Annotated in this window: 12 protein-coding genes and 1 tRNA gene; 2 read left to right on the forward strand and 11 right to left on the reverse strand. The window is 57.0% G+C overall.

Annotation, left to right across the window (positions count from 1 at the left end; genetic code table 11):
• Positions 1 to 218: 218 nt before the first annotated feature.
• The 8 genes from ABJT94_RS11600 to ABJT94_RS11635 form a co-directional block, all read right to left on the reverse strand.
• Positions 219 to 2,201: a hypothetical protein gene (locus tag ABJT94_RS11600; protein WP_348475788.1), complete on the reverse strand. Its 1,983-nt coding sequence runs from the start codon at positions 2,199 to 2,201 to the stop codon at positions 219 to 221.
• Positions 2,202 to 2,359: 158 nt separating this feature from the next.
• Positions 2,360 to 3,586, reverse strand: coding sequence for a carboxylate--amine ligase (locus ABJT94_RS11605; protein ID WP_348475153.1), 1,227 nt, complete (start codon positions 3,584 to 3,586; stop codon positions 2,360 to 2,362).
• Positions 3,587 to 3,841: 255 nt separating this feature from the next.
• On the reverse strand, positions 3,842 to 4,648 hold the full coding sequence (locus ABJT94_RS11610) for an ABC transporter permease (protein ID WP_348475151.1): 807 nt from the start codon (positions 4,646 to 4,648) through the stop codon (positions 3,842 to 3,844).
• Positions 4,645 to 5,532, reverse strand: coding sequence for an ABC transporter permease (locus ABJT94_RS11615; protein WP_348475149.1), 888 nt, complete (start codon positions 5,530 to 5,532; stop codon positions 4,645 to 4,647). The genes ABJT94_RS11610 and ABJT94_RS11615 overlap by 4 nt, the downstream gene beginning before the upstream one ends.
• On the reverse strand, positions 5,525 to 6,625 hold the full coding sequence (locus ABJT94_RS11620) for an ABC transporter ATP-binding protein (protein WP_348475148.1): 1,101 nt from the start codon (positions 6,623 to 6,625) through the stop codon (positions 5,525 to 5,527). Before ABJT94_RS11620 ends, ABJT94_RS11615 begins: the two co-directional genes overlap by 8 nt.
• A 129-nt stretch (positions 6,626 to 6,754) precedes the next feature.
• A complete protein-coding gene (locus ABJT94_RS11625; protein ID WP_127555474.1) occupies positions 6,755 to 7,867 on the reverse strand; it encodes an extracellular solute-binding protein in 1,113 nt (370 codons plus the stop codon).
• Between the two features lie 268 nt (positions 7,868 to 8,135).
• Positions 8,136 to 10,037, reverse strand: coding sequence for a patatin-like phospholipase family protein (locus ABJT94_RS11630; RefSeq protein ID WP_348475147.1), 1,902 nt, complete (start codon positions 10,035 to 10,037; stop codon positions 8,136 to 8,138).
• A 207-nt stretch (positions 10,038 to 10,244) separates the two neighbouring features.
• The gene (locus ABJT94_RS11635) at positions 10,245 to 11,057 is read right to left on the reverse strand and encodes a hypothetical protein (RefSeq protein WP_348475787.1); all 813 of its coding nucleotides are present in this window, start codon (positions 11,055 to 11,057) and stop codon (positions 10,245 to 10,247) included.
• 163 nt (positions 11,058 to 11,220) lie between these two features.
• Here ABJT94_RS11635 and ABJT94_RS11640 point away from each other — a divergent pair, with 163 nt between their 5' ends.
• A complete protein-coding gene (locus ABJT94_RS11640) occupies positions 11,221 to 13,026 on the forward strand; it encodes a glycerophosphodiester phosphodiesterase family protein (RefSeq protein WP_348475146.1) in 1,806 nt (601 codons plus the stop codon).
• 123 nt (positions 13,027 to 13,149) lie between these two features.
• On the opposite strand, the gene ABJT94_RS11645 is transcribed toward ABJT94_RS11640, so the two are convergent.
• A tRNA-Ala gene (locus ABJT94_RS11645) sits at positions 13,150 to 13,225 on the reverse strand.
• A gap of 128 nt (positions 13,226 to 13,353) precedes the next feature.
• On the reverse strand, positions 13,354 to 14,835 hold the full coding sequence (gene gltX / locus ABJT94_RS11650) for a glutamate--tRNA ligase (protein WP_348475144.1): 1,482 nt from the start codon (positions 14,833 to 14,835) through the stop codon (positions 13,354 to 13,356).
• A 164-nt stretch (positions 14,836 to 14,999) separates the two neighbouring features.
• Between gltX and ABJT94_RS11655 the strand changes: the two genes are divergently transcribed.
• Positions 15,000 to 17,684, forward strand: coding sequence for a DUF2339 domain-containing protein (locus tag ABJT94_RS11655; protein WP_348475142.1), 2,685 nt, complete (start codon positions 15,000 to 15,002; stop codon positions 17,682 to 17,684).
• Positions 17,685 to 17,798: 114 nt separating this feature from the next.
• Here the strand turns inward: ABJT94_RS11655 and ABJT94_RS11660 are convergent, their stop codons facing one another.
• Positions 17,799 to 19,259: a glyceraldehyde-3-phosphate dehydrogenase gene (locus ABJT94_RS11660; protein WP_348475140.1), complete on the reverse strand. Its 1,461-nt coding sequence runs from the start codon at positions 19,257 to 19,259 to the stop codon at positions 17,799 to 17,801.
• Positions 19,260 to 19,392: the final 133 nt, after the last annotated feature.

Raw genomic sequence — 19,392 nt, forward strand, 5'->3', positions numbered from 1 at the left:
TAGCGACCAACTCACAGAGTTTATTTGAGTAAGATTTTAACTTTGCAATAGCTTAGCGATGGGTGGCAGGTCTGCTCTTGCGGGGGTATCTGAGGCAGGGATGCCGAAGTTAAGCCTACATGGAGGTATTCACGGCGACCCCGCAAGAGCAGACCTGCCATCCGTCGCGGGCTCTAGGCGGTATGTAATATTTAACCTCCGAACCTTGAGGTATTACCTCAAGGTTCGGAGTCTGTTGATTGGCCATGCCCCGAGTCAGCCTGCAACTCTCCGGCAGGCACACGCCCGATGCCCCAGCTTCGGTGGATATAGCCCACCACTTCGTCCAGTTCGTCCCGGGTGATCAGTGCCAGCTCGCCCCGTTCCAGCGGGTCGAAATGGAAGATGTATAGCCTTGAGGCAAACTGGGCGAACGGCAAAGACGCCTCACCATAGCGCTCACCCTTGCCGGCGGTACTGACTTCCACCCCATCGCCCCAGTTCTGGCCACTGTCGTTGTTGGGATTGTAGAAATACACCCGCATGACCTGCTCCGGGTCCATCGCCACCCGTAGTATGGTAATAGCGTGCCAGCCAATAAACCGAGCCGCACTGTCGGTCACGGCAATGCCAGCCGGTTGCGGGTGGATCAGCGGTTGGTTGCCGTTGTAATAGGGGTGGTAGGAAGCGTAAAAATGACGCAGAAAATCTTCCAGGTCTACCAGCGAACCGGTGGCCACATCGACATTAATGTTAAAGCCGCGACCGGACCACCAACCATGAAATTCCGGATTCACCCAACGATGCGGATCGCCTTCACGGCCAATGCAACGACGGCCCATCTCGGCATAAATGCGGTCGAGATGGGGCACCACCAATAGGGATACGGCGTCGAGATCGATTGGCAGACTGCTGGCAACGCCCGACTCGCTCTCGCAGGACGAAATGGGCTGACCTTCAAAATGCATGATGATCTCGTCATCCCGCGCGGCCCAGGCCACCATTTGCAAAAGATAGTCCGGGTCGTTGTAAGCCCACATCGATAAAGCCCGGGCCGACTGACAAGTCGGGTTATTGCCCTGCCCCACACCCAGCGGCTGACCCAGCATGCACAGCACACCTTCCAGCAGCCGTGAGCGGGGTTCAATCGCATCGCCAAAGGCTATCGACAGCCGGGTTCGCGACCACTCCGACAGAATCAGCGCCAGCTGACGCCACATCGCCGGCGCGACCGATGGGTGATAGAGAATACCCCGCTCCAGCGTCAGCGCCAGCCCGTAAATGGCCTGTGCCGTTTGCGGATGCACCGCCTCGCGGATCAGGGCATAGACAAGCTCGCGGTAACACAACAAACAATCACGACCGGTCGTCGACAACCCGAGCGCTTCCGGCAACAGATGATCATCGGACTCCAGCAAATGCCGTAACAGCGTGGCATGGTAGGGCGAGACGAGGCCAGTATCGTGCATGGCCCGGGCAAAGCCAGTGGCCTCTTTGAGCAAAGCGCTGGAATCCATGGCATTGAGACTGTGCTGATAGGCTTCCACACCCGGGTCATCCCGGCACGCCTGAGTCGGCCCATACAGGCTGCTGACCAGCCGGTCAGCGCCCTGCCCGCTGGTGCCCAGATCAATCTCCGGATTGGCCTGGCAAATGGCGATCTGAGTAATCATCTGTTTGATCGAATCAACCTGGATAGGCCGTTGATTCAGAATGCGCCAGATTTCGTCGATCAGCTGATCGATAATCTGCTCATAACCAATGCGTTCTGCCAGGTGTTTCAGCAGGTTTCGCGGCAACTGCGCGAGCCGCCCCTGGGTCTCCCGTTCCGCCTCGCTCGGCGGCGTGAACAACAGGGACAGATTCGCAGCCAGCACCTGGCTCAGGAAATGACTGGCCTGCTCGGACGACAGCTCTTCATGTGCGTAAATACCCTGGGCAACCGCCAGAAATCGCAGCTCGCTTAGCGCCTCAATCACGACCGATTCAGCCACAGGACTTTGCAGGGAATATCGCGACAGCGTTGGTATCAAAACGCCCGGGTTGGCCCAGTCGGAGCCCCAGAACACACCCGCGTCTTCCAGCGATTTTATGCGTGTTTCCAGAGCAGCACAGCCACCCTCCTGCAGCATGATTCGCCGGGCCGTATCGAATACCCGGCCAATTTTGGCGGGCTTCGAAAAGGCCGGAGCTTGCGCCAGTATGACGGTCGCGTCATCCATTTGTGCCAGCAGACCGTCCAGTCTGGAGCCTTCAAAGGGCGTTGTATTATCCGGACTCACCGTCGTTCTCCATTAAAGCTCACCTGTCTCTCCTGAGGAGCGACTGTCACGACATAGCCAGCAATTCTCGACTGGCTGGCCATAGTCTGAATGTCAGACTAGATATAGAAATCAAGTTCTTGCTGGCGCTCCAGCAAGCGATGCATCTCCTTGGCATCCTTACCCACAAAGAACAGCAGACCCCAGTGGGTACCAAAGGCGGTGCGTTTGGTCACAATCTCTTCCTGAGGCGTGGTCAGCTCGTGGGACTCAAAATACGGATGGTCTTCCGTCTCTTCCGGAATTTCCAGGCGGCTGACAACACGGCGACGCGGGTACACACCAAAGCAACCGGCATGGGCCTTTGCATCGGTAACCGCCTCCGGGAAGTAGGCTTCCACCTCCTCGTCAGTCGATTTCGGGTCGAATACCAGCATGGTCGCCTGATAGGCATTGAAGCCCTCGTAAACCCGCTCCAGCAGTTCAAATACCTTGAAGCCCGGCGGCCGGTAAGCCACTTCGCCGAAGTACATCGTGCCATCGCTGGTCACGAAGTACTCGGGGTGAATCAGCCCGAACTCGATGTCGAACGTTTTGATCAGCAGTTCGATCTGAGCCGTGATCTTCTCGCGGTAGACTTCCAGTTCCGGGGAGGCCGGCACGTAGACCGAATAACCAAGCTTGACGTACTCGGAAATATTCAGGAATCGGATCTTGCCGTTGTGAATCCAGGCTTCAACCGCGAATTCCCAGCCATCCAGATGCGACTCCATCAAAGAAGGAAACTCCTCATCGGGAATGCTGTCGACTTCATCCGGGGTGCGAATCACCCGGTGGCCCAGGCAACCGGCTTTATCGAACGCCTTGACGTGAATCGGATCGTTCGGGTCGCCATCGAGTTTCAGCAGCGTCTGGTTAACCCGTTTTAAAAAACGAATGATGTCGTCCCGGTCATGGGCTTCTTCAAAAATACCCACCCGAATGCCACCCAGCTGGGCACGCCGCTTCATCAGTGACTTGTCACGCATCAGCATGGCCTGGCCCAACAGACGTGGGTTATCCAGTAATACCGAGTTGATGGCACCAGCCCATTCAACGGTTTCCTCGAACAGGGGAATCGACACATCCACGCCCATGTCTTTCAGCGTCTGTGCAATTTCCATAGACCGGTCGTTCAACCGTTCGAAATTCCAGGGGACATAGGGGATTTTGTGTTCAAGACAGTATTCTTCGGCCCAGTCGGGCGCGACCACGACGTAACGTCGGTCGAATTTCTCTGCAGCCTCAATGGCATTCAGGCTCCAGCCCAGCAATGCTATATAACCCTTGTTTGGATCTTTCTTCATAAGAGATGCCTCTTTGATTGATAGATGGATCCAACCTCTTTAGCGAGATCTGGTGCGTCCCACCATACGCCAGTGAGCCGCTCTGGTACACCGAGCCGCGGGTACAATCACCGTTACGATAAGCCGCAGAGACCGCTATCACGGGCATCAGGACACATTGGAATTTTTTTATATCGGGGTAAAAAAGAGGGGCTAAACGCGGTGATTTCTGCTCAGTTCCGGCAGGATCACCGCGTTAAACGGTCGAAAATACGCTCAGACAGCCGCGTCTTTTCGACTCTGTTCACGGCGCCGCAGCACTTCATAGGCCACCGCCAGTACCACGGTCACCAGAATCATGATCAGGCCCAGTGCGTTTACTGCCGGCGTCAGACCCGTGCGCACTTTGGTCGCAATATAGACGGTGAGCGTCGTATCGAAACCCCGCACAAAGAGCGTGGTGTTGTAGTTCTCGAACGATTGCAGAAAGGCAATCACCGCCGCCGTCATAATGGCGGGCTTGAGATACGGCAACAACACCCGGCGAACAACCTGGGAATGCGTCGCCCCCAGGCTGTAGGCCGCTCGCTCCAGCGTTCGGTCAAACCGTTGTAGCCGTGCTAGCACCATCAGCATCACGTAGGCAGCAATAAAGGTGGTTTGCGCGATCACCGTCAGCCCTATACCGCCACTCACTCCCAGGTTACGCCAGAAGATCAGCGTGGAAATACCAATAATTACACCCGGTGTCAGTAGCGGAGACAGCATCAGGCTGTAATAGAAGTTCTTGCCTTTGCCTTCATAGGTCGACAAAAACAACCCGGCTGACACCCCGATTGGCACCGCCAGCGCCAGCACGCCCAGGCCCACAATAAAGCTGTTGAGCAGGGCTTCCCACATGGCCGTATCGTTGGCCAGTTCACCAAACCAGCGCCAGGTGGTTTCCCGCCAGGGCCAGATCGTAGGAAAACGACTGTCGTTGAAGGTGGCAATCGACATGATCACCAGAGGCGTGAACAGATAGATAAAGAACACCACAAGATAAAAGCGAATGCTCCAGTACATGAGTCGTTGCGAGGTCATTTGCCAATATCCCCCAGTCCGATGCGGAACACCTTCATTACCGCGGCAATGAATCCGATACACAGAATCAGTAACACAAAGGCATACGCCGCTCCCATGTTCCAGTCACCGCCTTCAAAGAACCAGTTGTAGATGATCTGAGTAAACCAGCGGCTGCCCGGAGAACCCAGCAGTGCCGGCACCGCGTAACTGCCTGCAGCCAGCATAAACACCATAATGCAGCCTGTGGCGATACCGGGTTTGGCGTGCGGAATCACGATACGCCAGTGGATACGAAGTAACCCTGCCCCCAGGTTCCGGGCGGCCCGCACCTGGTTGTTATCCAGGCTTTCAATGGCGTTATACAGCGGAAACACCATAAACAGGATATAGGCGTACACCATGCCTATCAGCACGCCGCCATCGCCGGTGAGAAAGCGTACCGGACGGTCGATAAACCCAAGCCCCAGCAACAGGGCATTCAGCGGGCCCTGAAACGACAGAATCAGGTACCAGGAAAAGGTCCGCAGAATTTCGTTGATCCAGTAGGGAATGACCAGCAACAACGCAATCAGCATCACTTGTTTGGCGGTTGCCAGCTGCGCCAGAAAATACGCCACCGGATAGGAAACCAGAAGGGTCAGCACCGTCACCAGAATGCTCGACCAGATGGTCTTGAAAAAGATGGTTCGGTGAATGTCATTGCCAATCAGCGTTTGGTAGTTGCCCAGAGTGTAGACGTCTTCCGGCCCCCCAAGCTGGCTCGGAATCAGGTTTGGCTTGAACGAATAGTCGATCATGATCAGCTGTGGCAACAACACCAGCACAATCAGCCAAAACCACAGCAACAGCAAGACCACCAGCGTCATCGGCCTGCCAAATCGGGCGGTCAGTTGCTTAATCATTAGCCGTCTCCAGGGGTCTGTCTTCCGGCAATACCACGGTTTCAGCAACCTGGAAGCCGAGGGAGAGTGTCGACCCCTGATCTACCTGACCACCATAGGCGCGCTGATCGGCCTGCACATGAATCTGAGCGGGCAACTGGGCGTGGCGCGTCTCAAGCGTCAGGTGGGCGCCTTCGAAGTTGACGGTTTCGACACTGACATCGAGGCGGTTAACATCCTGCTCGGTGGCCGCTTGCAGGCTTTCCGGGCGCACGTACAGGCCGCAGGGCTGCCCCTGCTCAAGCCGGGTACCCATCTGGCCCCTGAACTGGCCGGCTGCGCCGCAATCGACCACCACCTGCTCACCATCGATGGAGACGACCTTGCCAGGCAACCGGTTGTTTTCGCCAACGAACTCGGCCACAAAGGCGGTTTTGGGCTTGCGGTAGAGCTCAATCGGGGAGTCAACCTGTTGCAGGCGCCCCGCCGACATCACCGCAACCCGATCCGACATGGTCAGCGCTTCGCCCTGATCGTGAGTGATGTAGATGAAGGTGATTTCAGTGCGTCGCTGAATTTCTTTCAACTCGGTGCGCATGTGCTGGCGCAGCTTTAAATCGAGCGCCGACAAAGGTTCATCCAGCAGCAACACTTTCGGCTCCACCGCCAGTGCCCGGGCAATGGCCACCCGTTGTTTTTGACCGCCGGACAGATCATCGATCCGGTACTGGCCGCTGCCCGGCAGATCCACCAGTTCGAGCAACCGGTCGGATACCTTGCGCCGTTCGGCTTTGCTGACGCCTCGAACCTCAAGGCCAAATTCGATGTTTTCCGCCACACTCATCAGCGGGAACAGCGCCAGATTCTGAAATATCATCGAGGTGGGCCGCTTGTTGGCGGGCACCGCAGCCATGGGTTCATTGCCAATATTGACCGACCCGGTCGTGGGCTCCAAAAAACCACTGACAATGTTCAACAAGGTGGTCTTGCCGCAGCCAGAAGGGCCCAGAAAACTGAAAAATTCGCCGGACTGTATGTCCAGATCCAGAGGATGTACGGCTGTGAAGTCGCCGAATTTCATGGAGATGTTGTCAAGATGGACTCGACTGTCCATAGCAGTTACTTCCTGTCTAAGCGTCCCTGATACCTACATTATTCAGGTCTTCCATCCCGGAACGACCAAAGCCCCGCACGGGGCGGGGCTATTTGAAGTCCGCTGTTGCAGCGGTTTTGTCCGGTCTGATCAGGCTGACAGGTACCGGTCCTGGTACTCGTTGCGGATCGACACATACCAGGGTTCCTGGATGGGCCACCACCAGAGGTTGGCCAGATCCTGCTCGGTGTAGGAATTGGTGAAGAAGTCTTTGGTCGCTTGCGGCAACAAGGCTTCGGCACCGCGTGAGGTCGAGTTGTAGCCCGTGGCCTTCACAAACATGGCACCGGCTTCTGGCGTGTAGTACCAGTTGATGAACTCGTACACCGCATCGACGTTCTGGGCATTTTTGGGAATCACGAAACCTTCCATCCAGGCCAGGGCCCCTTCTTTGGGCGCCGCGTAGGCAATCGGCTGACCTTCCTGAATCAGATTGAAGGCGGTGCTGTCCCAAGTCTGACCGGCTACGGCCCCATTGGTGCGGAACGCGCCCTGGGCTTCGTTTTCGGTATTCCAGAACTGAGCAATCATGCCCTTATGCTCAACGGCAACCTTGAGAATTTCATCAAAGTTGGCGCGTGCGGCGGCTTCTGTCTGGAACATGTCGAGCAGGGGGAACGGCAGGCGACCCTGCTGTTCAAGCCACAGTCCAATACCGATCAGCGCTGAGTGGCCGCGCACGGTCACACCGGTGCCGTGATCGGGGTTCCACAGATCGCCATAGCTCAGGTTGCTGCGGTCGATGCTGGAATAGTCGGTGTGGTAGGCAATGGCCTCGGTGCCCCAGTCGGAGGGTGCAAAATAGCGCTTGCCGTCAACAACCCCACCCACTTCAGAACCTTCGATGGCGCTTTCCAGAGCACCGTCCCAGTTGATGCGGCTGGTATCCAGTGCCTGCACCAGTTCAAAATCGACATAACCCGGTACGCGGTCAACCGTCGGCATGATGATGTCGAAGCCGGAACCATCGGTGGCACGCAGGCTGTTCATCAACTCGTCATTGGTGCCATAAGGGGTAAAGGTTGCATTGATGCCGGTCTTTTCCCGAAAATCGTTCAGCATTTCGTCGGTGATGTAGCCGGCCCAGGCGTAGATCCGAAGCTCCTGGCTCTCGGCCAGTGCGCGGTTGATGTAGAAGGGACTGGCGGCAACGGCGCCAGCAGCCATGGATGTTTTTATAAACTTCCGTCTTGTAAAGGTCATGGTCCCACTCCAGTTGTCTTTCCTGAGAATTCTTTTCGCAAGATCCGGTCAGCCTCGGTCTTTGCACAGCGCACAATCGACTGAACGCGCTTTGTTGAACAAGCGTTCAATATAGAATCTAATATAAATATGACAAGAATGTGATGTTTTTATGTCATTTTTTTGGTTTTTCCTCCCGCTATTGATGATCCAACCCGCCTGCCACGCCCGCTCAGGCCCTTATTAATGAATTCAAACCAAAAGCGATTCATTACACCTGAATGCAAATTCAACCCACGCCTAAGCCCCGACGCCATAAATTGGCTTCCGCCTGACGTCGTTTGACCAGACCGGAACCAGAGCTCCAGAGTCGCTTCATGGCCACGATTTCATCCTCTACGCCAACCAGTATGGCCTGCCAGCGTTGCTGGTCGGGCAAGGCTTTGTCTGCCTGGTCCAGCAAGGCTTGAATAGCCTTCATTTCACGCCGGGTTTCTCCGCGCAACGACGCTCCCCGGTTGAACACAAGGCTAACCAGCACCGCGCGACACAACGGGGGCAGTTGGTCGAGTGACGGGTAAATACTCTGCGTCAGGTCGTAATAGCGCGGCAACGTTGTGGCAGTAAACACCTGCCAGGCCAGGTTGAACGGGATGTCGATGCCCACTTCTTTCAACGCTTTGGCACGCTTTTTAGAGCCGGCCTTACCGATATCCAGAGCCAGCACCTTGAACACAGACGGCGGCAGCACCGTCGCCCAGTCGCGTTTGAAATCAGCCAGGGTGTTCATGCGCAAGTCATAACCGAGGCCAATGGTGATGCCGCTGGCTTCACCCGGGTAATGCGGCCAGCGGGTATGATCCTGATAAAACGCCAGACCGCCGGTCTCTTCCCGCGCGATAAAGGCAACACCCTCAGTTGGCAAGGGAGGGAATGGCTCTGGCAGTGCCTCCAGCCAGGTCCATAAGGCGTCATCCACCACGCCCGACTGAGGCTGCCCGGCCCAGGCCTGGCAATGCGTAACGGCCCGTTCGGTACCCGGCCCAAAATCACCATCAGGTATCAGCATGGTCCCGGCCCGGTTCATCAGTGACTGCAATGCCACGACAGCCTCACCGGTGGCACCCCGCTGCAACAGCACACGCGGTACCCGGGCGTCGGGCAGGCGGTTTGGTGGCACGCTTTCCGGGTCTTCAAACCAGCCGAGAAAGGTTTCTGCGCCCTGAATGCCCTGCTCGATCAGCGCCTGTTTTTTTGAGTCGGACAAGTTAAAATCGGTGGTTTCCACATCCAGAGTGTCGATGTACAGCGTTCGTTTCCAGTCATCGCCATGCAGATGCTGGTTTTCCTGAACTCTCAGTAACGACCGAACCAGGCTTTTGGCGTAGCCACCGAAATCCCTGACCGGCTCACTGCGGGGTGGTTCGTCGTAACGAAAAATCCCGATGTCTTCCCGGGTTTCCAGGCGCAGGCCCAGTGTCTGGCGATTGTAAACGTAGGGGCTGCGTCCGGGCCGCTCCAGCAGAAACCGATCGTTCTCGCGTTCGTAATACTCTGGCCGGCTCGCTGCTTCCGGTTCGGCGTCCATATCAACATAGCGTTCCCGGTCAAAAAGTTTGACCGGGTAATTGAGCTGAACGCCACCATCAACATACACATCATCACGCGGTCCGTGACGCACGGCCCGGTAGAACAGCGGAATGGACATGCTGATCCGTACCGCATCGACCAGGGTCATGCGCGCATGGCGCTCGCGGGAAAACACCTCCGCATAACCAGTCGACAGATTGGTGCCAACGACATACAGATCGGGCTGCCCGGCAGCAGCCAGATCGGCAAAGGTGGCCCGGGCATTACCCAGTTGTTGCTTGATGTAGCCACCCACCCATTCGGCAAAAAAATCGCCCCTGTTCCAGCCAAACTCCGACCAGAGGCGTTTCATGTCGCGAATGAACAGAAAGGAATTATCCATGAAGTCGTTGAAGTCGGCCGACTGGATGATCGAACGCTGAGTCTGGATGTCGTAACCCAGCGAAAACATGAGGGCATTGATCGCACCCGCGCTGGTCCCCCCCACCCGGGTGATGTGGTCCAGATAGCCACGCCGGGCCAGCACCTGCATGGCCCCTACGTAAGCAATGCCCTTGACACCGCCGCCTTCAAATACCAGATTTCTGAATTGTGCCGTCACCGCCACCTCCTGTGTCATACGATTGAACCCGGACTTGCGGGAATCGTACGGCGCGATCGATCTGCTCGAATCCCTGAACAGCACAGGCCTCCAGTCGCACTGAAGGCCTGATTCGCAGTTTAGTATAGAAGGCAATCTCGAAACGTCATGTATGGTCGTGGCGATGGCATAAAATCAGTCACTGAGCCTCGCCTTCGGGCATGAAAATTAGGGTTCCTGGTAAGTTTCCAGCCGGTTCAGCCAGCCGGGAAGCCAGCGTTCGCGCTCAATATCGCGTTCGGCGTTTTCAGCGCGACGGGTCAGAACGTCTGCCGCCGACAGTCGAAAGGCATCGAGAGCAGGCAACGCTTCGTAGTGCGCCATCTGCTGCAACACTTGCAACAAGCCCCAACCCTGGCCCTGGTAGGCTTCACCGGGCGCCAGACCTTCGCCTTTGAAATTGACGTAGTCAATCAGCGCATAACTGCCCCCTGCCGTGGCGACCAGCGCCTCCAGGCGTCGGGACATACTGGCTTGCTGGCTGGCCGGTGCTGCCGCCACAACCTGTGCCAGTGACGCTTGAGCCCGGTCCAGAATATAAGCCACCTGCAGACCCCGCGTATCGGCCAGCCACTGGCGCAACGATGCCATTCGGGGCTCTGATTGCGCCGCTAGAAAGCCTGATCTGTCGGACCAGGGAGCGTCCATCGGCGATAACTCAGCGAGCCAGTCTGGCACGGCAGCACCGGCCTGCCGGGCAAAGCGAACCAGCCCGGGAAAGCTTTCCACAAAAGGTCCGTCAACGCCGCCGGGGTACCAGATAAAGTGACCTATACCCAGCGAAGGGAAGTCTTCGCCTTCATTCCAGTGCACCAGACATTCAGGGCGGCTGGCGCATTCGTTCTGGTAAATGCGCGCACCGACCCAATCCAGCTGAGCTGGCGTCAGAGACAGACCAAAACGGTCGGCCCAAACCACGGGCAATGCCAGAATAACCAGGGCAATAAATACCCCAAACACTCGAATAGTGAAGGGTCCCACGTTCGTCAATGAGTAACTCCGCTTGTTGTAAATAACAGCCCCGAGAATACCACTCCCCCGCTCCGGCGCAGACGCTTTGGGGTCATTCAGTTATAATCGGGACATAACCCCGCTAATTGTTTGAATCAACGGCCGACATCAACTGTACAGTGTCCCGGAGGCTATGGTTACCAACCGACATCTGTTTCGACACGCCCTGGCCAGCCTGCGCTATCACCGGCGACCTCTGCTCGCGTTCCACCTTTATTTCACCATACTGGCGTTCAGTTTGCTCTCTCCGGTCTCGGGCTGGCTGCTGTCGGTCCTGGTCAACCTCGCCGATGCATCGCTGATCAGCAACGTTGATCTGGCCCGGTTCCTGATCTCACCAGCCGGTCTACTGTGGATTCTGGTGTCGGGAACACTCGCCATTGTGGCGGTATTCCTGCAACACGCCGGTATGATGCTGGTGGTTTCGCATGGCCGTGACAACCGCTTTCATACCTCGGCCAGCGCCCTGTGGCGTGTCGCACACCGGCTGCCCAGGTTATTACGTCTGGCCGGTATTCAGGTGTTCGTGCAATTGCTGGTTGCCGCACCGTTCCTGCTGATCATCATTGTATCGTTCAACACCCTGCTCACTGGCTACGATCTTTACTACGTCATTACCGAGCAACCACCCGCCTACTGGGGTTTTCTGGCGATCATGGGAGCGATGCTCGCCATCATTGCCGTGGTCAATGGCAGCCTTTACTTGCGCTGGGTGCTGGCACTGCCGATTCTGTTACTCGAAGAATTACCCCCTCGCCAGGCGCTAAAACGCAGTGCACAACTCAGTAAAGGCGCAAGACTGAATATCGCTGCACTGCTGATGACCGCCGGCGGCGGCATCGCACTCTTGCCCCTGGTTCTGGCCCTGGTGTTCGAGGGTCTGGCCAAGGCTCTGCTGGCCATTCTGCCCGAATTTTACAGCCTGCTGATCCCGGTGATGGTCGTGCTGATTCTGATTTACGCCGTACTCGCGGTCGCGGCCGGTTTTATCGGTGTTAGCCTTAACAGCCTGGTCATTCTGAAGCTCTATCAGCGTGGACAGGGCCGTCACATTGGCCTGCCTCCAGACCCGGAGCCGCGCCAGGTGGGCGCGTTTGCCTGGGGAATAGAACTGTTCGTGGTCATTCTGGCGCTGGTTCAGGTCGGCTATGTGTTCAACAGCTGGAACACACCGGAAAGCATTGCCATAACCGCACACCGGGGCAGTTCACTGAAAGCTCCCGACAATTCGCTGGCGGCTATTCAGTATGCGATAGAGGACGGCGCCGACTACATCGAACTCGATGTTCGCCAGACTGGCGATGGCCAGTTGGTACTGCTGCACGATAAAGACTTGCTCCGAATCGCTGGCGACCCGCGGGATATCTGGGAGTTGACCCTCGCCGAAGTACAGGCTCTGGATACCGATCGAACCTCATCAGCCAACCCGGGCAACGCCCGCATCCCAACGCTGGCCGAAGCCATTGCGCTAATGCGCGGCCGGGCTCACCTGTACCTGGAAGTAAAAAGCAGCCCGCAAAGCCCGGGTCTGGTACCCCGGGTGGTAGAGGTTCTGCGTGAAGAAAACATGCTCGAACACACCCTGGTTGCAGCCCTGGAGCCTCCGGTTCTGCGAGAGGTGCAACAGCTAGAGCCCAGCCTGCGCACTAGCCTGCTGGTTCATTCGGTCATCGGCGCCCTTGAAGGCCAACCCTTCGATGTACTGGCCCTGCGTGATGCACTGATCAGCCCGGCCCGCATCAGCACGATTCGCCAGCAAGATCAGGAAGTTCATGTCTGGACCGTCAATGACCGCCGCTCCCTATCGCGAATGATTGACCAGGGCGTCGACAACATCATCACCGACCGACCCGAGTTGCTCGCGTCACTGCTCGCCGAACGAGCTGAGCTTTCAGAGCCTGAACGATTGTTGCTTAGGTTGCGGAATTGGATGTGGTGAGATTTGGTGGCGTGGTTGGTTTTCTTGAGCGCTACCCGGTCCACTGCCGTCACCAGAGCCACAGTCAAAAAAACAAACTTCCATAAAAAAACCGGTCACAGGGACCGGTTTTTTTATGGAATATGGTGGAGCTATGCGGGATCGAACCGCAGACCTCCTGCATGCCATGCAGGCGCTCTCCCAGCTGAGCTATAGCCCCGATGTTTCGGTGACTTCAAAGCGATGTCGAACACTCACCTCGAAGTGGGCGCAATAATAGAAAGCAGCCCCTCGAGTGTCAAGCTGTTTTTGCTTTTAATTCAACAACTTGCACCCGAGTTGGGTGGATTAACCGATGACAGCCAGTTCTTTCTCCAGGCTCTTCAATTTTTTCTTGCCGAGGCCACCCAGAATCTCAATGGCGTGGCGCAAACGACCCCGGGTCATATCCGGGCCGAGAATATTCATGGCGTCCAGCACCGAAACCGAAGCGGCAGAGCCGGTGATGGCGATGAACAGCGGCGCCATGACATCGCGCATTTTAAGCTCAAGATGATCGGACACAGCCTTAACATCGGCCATGATGTTGTCTTTGCCCCAGTGACGTTGCGCTTCCAATTTCCACAGAATCAACTGCAGGGTTTTCTTCAGGGTGTCTTCATCCAGTTTTACCGATTCAAAACTGGCCGGCGTGAGCGTTGGCATGCCCTGAAAGAAAAACTGAGCCAGGGGCGCGACATCACTCAACCGCTCGATGCGTTGCTGCACCAGCGGCATGAATCGGTTGACGTAGTCGGCATTGAATTTCCAGTCGAGCAGGCGCTGCAGCAGTTGCTCTGGCGTCAGATCTTCACGCAGGTAACGGCCATTCAGCCAGTCGAGTTTTTCCGGGTCGAATACCGGGCCGCCGAGTGAAATACGTTTTACGTCGAAGTTGGCGATCATGTCATTGAGCGTGAACTTTTCTTCGCCATTGGGCATGGTCCAGCCCATCATGCCGAGAAAGTTGATCAGCGCTTCCGGCAAGATGCCCAGACTGTGGTAATAATCGATCGACGTCGGATTCTTGCGCTTGCTCAGTTTGGACTTGTCGGCATTGCGCAACAACGGCAAATGACAGAACACAGGGGGTTCCCAGCCGAAGTACTGATACAGCAGAATCTGTTTCGGGGTTGAGGAGATCCACTCCTCGCCACGCAGCACGTGGCTGATTTCCATCAAATGGTCATCGACCACGCAGGCCAGGTGATAGGTGGGCATACCATCCGATTTCAGCAACACCTGCATGTCGATTTGCGACCATTCGATCTCGATTGGGTCGCGCAGCAAATCGGCCACTTCACAGTGCCCGGTTTCGGGAATTTTCATCCGCACAACCGAAGCGTCACCGGCATCCAGCCGCGATTTAACGTCGTCTGCGCTGAGCGCCAGGCAGTGACCATCGTAGCCGGACTGGCCCGTCTCCTGCTGTTGCTTGCGCATCTCATCCAGGCGTTCAGCGGTACAGAAACAGTGGAACGCATGGCCCTCGTCGAGCAGCGTCTGAGCATGGTCCTGATAGATCGCCTTGCGATCACTTTGCCGGTAGGGGCCGTGTGGGCCACCGCAGTCGGGGCCCTCATCCCAGCTCAGGCCGAGCCAGTTCAGCGAATTGAGAATCGCGGCTTCGGACTCTGGCGTTGAACGCACCTGGTCGGTGTCTTCGATGCGTAGAACGAATTCACCGCCCTGGCTCTTGGCGAAGGCACGATTGAACAGCGCAATATAGGCGGTGCCAACGTGCGGGTCGCCGGTGGGCGACGGAGCGATACGGGTGCGAATCTTAGTCATAGCCATGGTGTCTCTTATATACCGTGAGAAAAGGCGGCAGTATACCGGTTCCGGTCAGCGGTAACCAAGGGCCTCGATAAGCCTTGGCGCTGTGCCGCCTTCCGCTGGGTCACCCCAATGTTATAGGATGCGACTTTGTACCGATCCAAAGGGAAACGTCGGTTATGGTTTTATGGGTGTTAATGATCGCCGGACTGGTATACCTGCTGGTTCGGATTCGCCGGTTGGAAAAGACCGTCAGGGCTCTGGAACAACGGCTCGAAGCCGGGCCGTCTGTCGAAGCAATAGCACCAGCGGCTGACGAGCAGGCATGGTCACAATCACCGGAACCTCCGCCGACGGTGGCAGACAGTGACTGGCAAGCCCCGGTTGCAACGTCTGCGGTTTCTGCAAGCGAATCTCGCCCGGCATCGCCGGAGCCATCGGCCACACAGTCTGAGGCCGATGTTGCTGAAAACCCCTGGCAGCCCAGTGCTCCTCAGCCAAGTCCGCGTGCGCCCTCCTTTCTGGACAAGGCCTTTGATCGGGTGAAACGCTATTTCACGGAAGGCAATCTGATTGTGCGGGTGGGCGTCATCGTATTGTTCTTTGGCGTCGCTTTTCTGCTGCGTTATGCCAACGCTCAGGGCGTTCTGCCAGTAGAGCTGAAAGTGTTCTTTGTGGCCGCGCTCGGGCTGGTGTTGCTGGGGCTCGGCTGGTGGCTGCGCCACTCCCGGGGCGTCTATGCGCTTGTCCTTCAGGGTGGTGGCGTCGGCATTCTCTATATTACTGCCTTCACGGCCTTGCGCCTGTTCCAACTGGTGCCGGCCAGTGTCGGGTTTGCCCTCTTGCTGGTTATGGTACTATTGTCCGCTACGCTGGCGGTGCTGCAAAACGCCCCTGCCCTGGCCATCATGGCGGTGACCGGTGGCTTTCTCGCACCGGTGCTGGCTTCAACCGGAGAAGGCAGCCACATCGCCCTGTTCAGTTACTACGCGGTACTGAACGCTGGCATTCTGGGCATGGCCTGGTTCAAAGCCTGGCGCGTACTTAACCTGGTCGGCTTTCTGTTCACTTTTGTCATTGGCACCCTTTGGGGAACGTTGCGCTACAGCACCGACCTTTTGCCTGGTGCCCAGGCGTTTCTGATTCTCTTTTTCCTGTTTTATGTATTGATTGCGCTGCTGTTTGCCAGCCGCCAGCCGCCCAGACTTAAGGGCTATGTCGACGGGACTCTGGTGTTTGGTGTGCCGGTTGTCGGATTCGCTTTGCAAGCGGGGCTGGTCCACACCTTTGAGTATGGTCTGGCCATTTCAGGGCTGTTGCTGGGTGTTTTTTATGCGACGCTTACGGTGGCGTGCCGCCGATTTGGGGGGCCCGCCTATCGGTTACTGAGCGAAGCCTACCTGGCGTTGGCGCTGGTGTTCGTCTCCCTGTCCATCCCCTTCGCGCTGGATGGTGAATGGGTGGCGACAGCCTGGGCACTTGAAGGCGCTGCAGTGCTGTGGATCAGTCTGCGCCAGAACCGTACCCTGGGCGCGTTGTTTGCTATCGCCCTGCAACTCGGGGCGGGTGCGCTATTTTTCCCCGAGGCATTGGACCGGCATGCCGACTGGATGGTGCTCAATGCCGTCTTTATCGGCGGGCTGTTTGTCGCCGTCGCGGGCCTGCTCAGCAGTTACCTGTTACTCCGGTCAAACAAACTGGCACTGCCGTTGCCAACGCCGTTTTTAACAGTACCGTTACTGGTCTGGGGATTGCTCTGGTGGTTTGGGAACGGCCTGGTGGAGATTCTCTATTTTGTCGATCCCGACGCTCAGTGGGCAACGGTGCTCGGTTTCGTGGCACTCTCTGCCGCCGTTCTCGGCTGGCTGGAACGGAAGCTCGACTGGTCCGCGTTGCGCTTCACTCCGGTCGGCCTGCTCATGGCAATGGCACTGGCCGCTGCTCCTGCGCTCTATATCCTGAATCATCCAATGGCGGAGTATGGCGCCATCGGCTGGCTGCTGTTGTTCAGTGCCTTCTATGGGTTGTTGTGGCTACGGGACCGACGCGAGCCAGCCTGGCCCCGGCTGCTGACAGGCCTGCATTCAACAGGTGCGTTGCTGCTGGTCTTGCTGCTCGGAGTTGAGCTGGTCTGGTGGGTGGCGCATATCACCGGCCCCGAGTCGGACTGGCCGATCGTTGCACAGGTCTTGATTGTGGTGCCCTTCTACTGGCTGGTGTTACGCGCCCGTTTCTGGCCAGTGGCCGCACACCAGACAACCTATACCGATTGGGTGGGTGCTCCGCTCTTGCTGTTTCTGGTGAACTGGACGGCCTTCATCAGCACGGCCAGCAGTGGCTCCTTTGGCGCCCTGCCCTATGTGCCACTGCTGAATCCGCTCGATCTCACCCAGCTTCTGGTTCTGTTTACCGGCTATGCGGGCTGGAAAGCGCTGTGCGCCGGCACCAACCGGACGATAACGCTGCACCAGGGCAGGGCTGGCCTGGCCGCCCTGCTCTTCCTCTGGCTGAACACCGTGTTGATCCGAACGTTGCACCACTGGACCGGACTGGCCTGGGACATCGACGCCATTCTGGCCTCCAGCCTGGCGCAAGCGGCGATTTCGGTGTTCTGGACCTTATCTGGCCTGGCCGTCATGGTGCTGGCGACCCAACGGGGCTGGCGACCTGTCTGGATGGTCGCGGCCGCCTTGCTGGGTATTGTGGTAGTCAAGCTGTTCCTGGTCGATATGGGCGATGCCAATACACTGGAAGGCATCATTGCCTTTATTGTCGTCGGGTTGTTGCTGTTGGTGGTCGGATATGTGTCACCCCTGCCCCCAAAAGCCCGGGGTGATGTGGAGAACACACCGGATCAGGCATAGCCGGCACCCGACAAACGCCATAAAAAAACCCTGCCAGAGGCAGGGTTCATGCCCGGTCGGGGCAGTCGACCGGATTCAGACCATCAGCAGAGCCTTCCAGGCTCCGGCAGTTTACTAAACCGTTTTCGGATAAATCTGATAATGAATGCCGGCCATGTCGTGAATGGTGCGCACAACCTGAGCGCTGTAGCCCGCTTCGTTGTCGTACCAGACATACACCACCGCACGTTTGCCGGTCACAATGGTGGCACCACTGTCGACGATGCCGGTTTTGCGATTACCGACAAAATCTGAAGACACCGCTTCGGGTGAGTTGGTGTAATCGATCTGCTTGTTCAAATCTGAGTACAGGGCTACGTGACGCAGGTAATCGTTCAGGTCGTCGCGCGTAGTTTCCCGTTCCAGGTTCAAATTCAGAATAGCCATAGACACATTTGGCGTCGGCACCCGAATCGCATTGCCGGTCAGCTTGCCTTCGAGCACTGGCAGAGCCTTGGCAACGGCTTTGGCGGCACCGGTTTCGGTCAGTACCATATTAAGTGCCGCACTGCGGCCTCGGCGCTCACCCTTGTGAAAGTTGTCGATCAGGTTCTGGTCGTTGGTGTAGCTGTGAACCGTTTCAACATGGCCGTTTTCGATACCGAATTCATCGTTCAGCGCTTTCAGCACTGGCGTAATGGCGTTGGTCGTGCAGGAAGCAGCCGATACAATGGTATCGGTGTCGGTCAGCGAGGCGTCATTGATGCCATGAACGATGTTCTTGATATCGCCCTTACCCGGTGCAGTCAGCAACACCCGACTCGCACCCGGGCAATTCAGGTGCTGGCCCAGGCCATCGCGATCACGCCACATGCCGGTATTGTCGACGACGATCGCATCGCGAATGCCATATTGGGTGTAATCGACGTCGGCCGGTGTTTTGGCGTAGATAATCTGAATAGCAGTGCCGTTGACCACCAGTGAATTGTGTTCGGCATCGACGGTGATGGTGCCTTCAAAACTGCCGTGCACGGAATCGCGGCGCAGCAGGCTGGCCCGTTTGACCAAATCATCATCGGTACCGCCCGGGCGAACCACAATGGCTCTCAGCCTCAGCGGTGATCCCCCGGCTTTTTCGATCAGAATGCGGGCCAGCAGGCGGCCAATCCGGCCGAAGCCGTAGAGCACCACATCCTTGGCCGGAGTCTGGTAGCGCGCGTTGGCATCGTAGCCGTTTTTCAGGTCGGCCAGCTCGTCTTCCAGAAAATGACGCAGCGGTGTGCCCATGGCCTGGGACTTGTGCTTGAGTGCCAGCTTGCCAATATCGATGTGCGCCGGTGCCAGGTTCATTTCGTCAATGATTTCCAGCACGCCCAGTGTTTCATTAACCGATAATTCATGGCCTTCCACCTGACGCACAAAACGGTGGCTTTTCAGCAGTTGTATTACGGACTGATTGATAATCTGACGGCCATAAATAGACGTAATCACATTGTTCTTGCGATAGAGACGCCCGATGATCGGGATCATGGCTTCGGCCAGGGCTTCCTTTTCCTGCCAGCGCAGCAGGGTCTGATCTATGGCAGCTTGATTCACACTCAGTCCTCTTTCCAGGTGATTGGGTCGTTGAGTCCGGACAACCTTCCAGGGTTGACTCGAATAGTCGGTAGTTTGTAATCCCGATATAATCCGGGTTGAAAAGGATTCTAGATAAGGGCCCTCACTGTTT

Source organism: Saccharospirillum sp., from assembly GCF_039982735.1.
Lineage (GTDB): Bacteria > Pseudomonadota > Gammaproteobacteria > Pseudomonadales > Natronospirillaceae > Saccharospirillum.

Coding starts and splice junctions, on each gene's coding strand:
- ABJT94_RS11600 (WP_348475788.1), bottom strand. CDS start 2,201: ATGGATGACGCGACCGTCATACTGGCGCAAGCTCCGGCCTTTTCGAAG.
- ABJT94_RS11605 (WP_348475153.1), bottom strand. CDS start 3,586: ATGAAGAAAGATCCAAACAAGGGTTATATAGCATTGCTGGGCTGGAGC.
- ABJT94_RS11610 (WP_348475151.1), bottom strand. CDS start 4,648: ATGACCTCGCAACGACTCATGTACTGGAGCATTCGCTTTTATCTTGTG.
- ABJT94_RS11615 (WP_348475149.1), bottom strand. CDS start 5,532: ATGATTAAGCAACTGACCGCCCGATTTGGCAGGCCGATGACGCTGGTG.
- ABJT94_RS11620 (WP_348475148.1), bottom strand. CDS start 6,625: ATGGACAGTCGAGTCCATCTTGACAACATCTCCATGAAATTCGGCGAC.
- ABJT94_RS11625 (WP_127555474.1), bottom strand. CDS start 7,867: ATGACCTTTACAAGACGGAAGTTTATAAAAACATCCATGGCTGCTGGC.
- ABJT94_RS11640 (WP_348475146.1), top strand. CDS start 11,221: ATGGTTACCAACCGACATCTGTTTCGACACGCCCTGGCCAGCCTGCGC.
- gltX (WP_348475144.1), bottom strand. CDS start 14,835: ATGACTAAGATTCGCACCCGTATCGCTCCGTCGCCCACCGGCGACCCG.
- ABJT94_RS11655 (WP_348475142.1), top strand. CDS start 15,000: ATGGTTTTATGGGTGTTAATGATCGCCGGACTGGTATACCTGCTGGTT.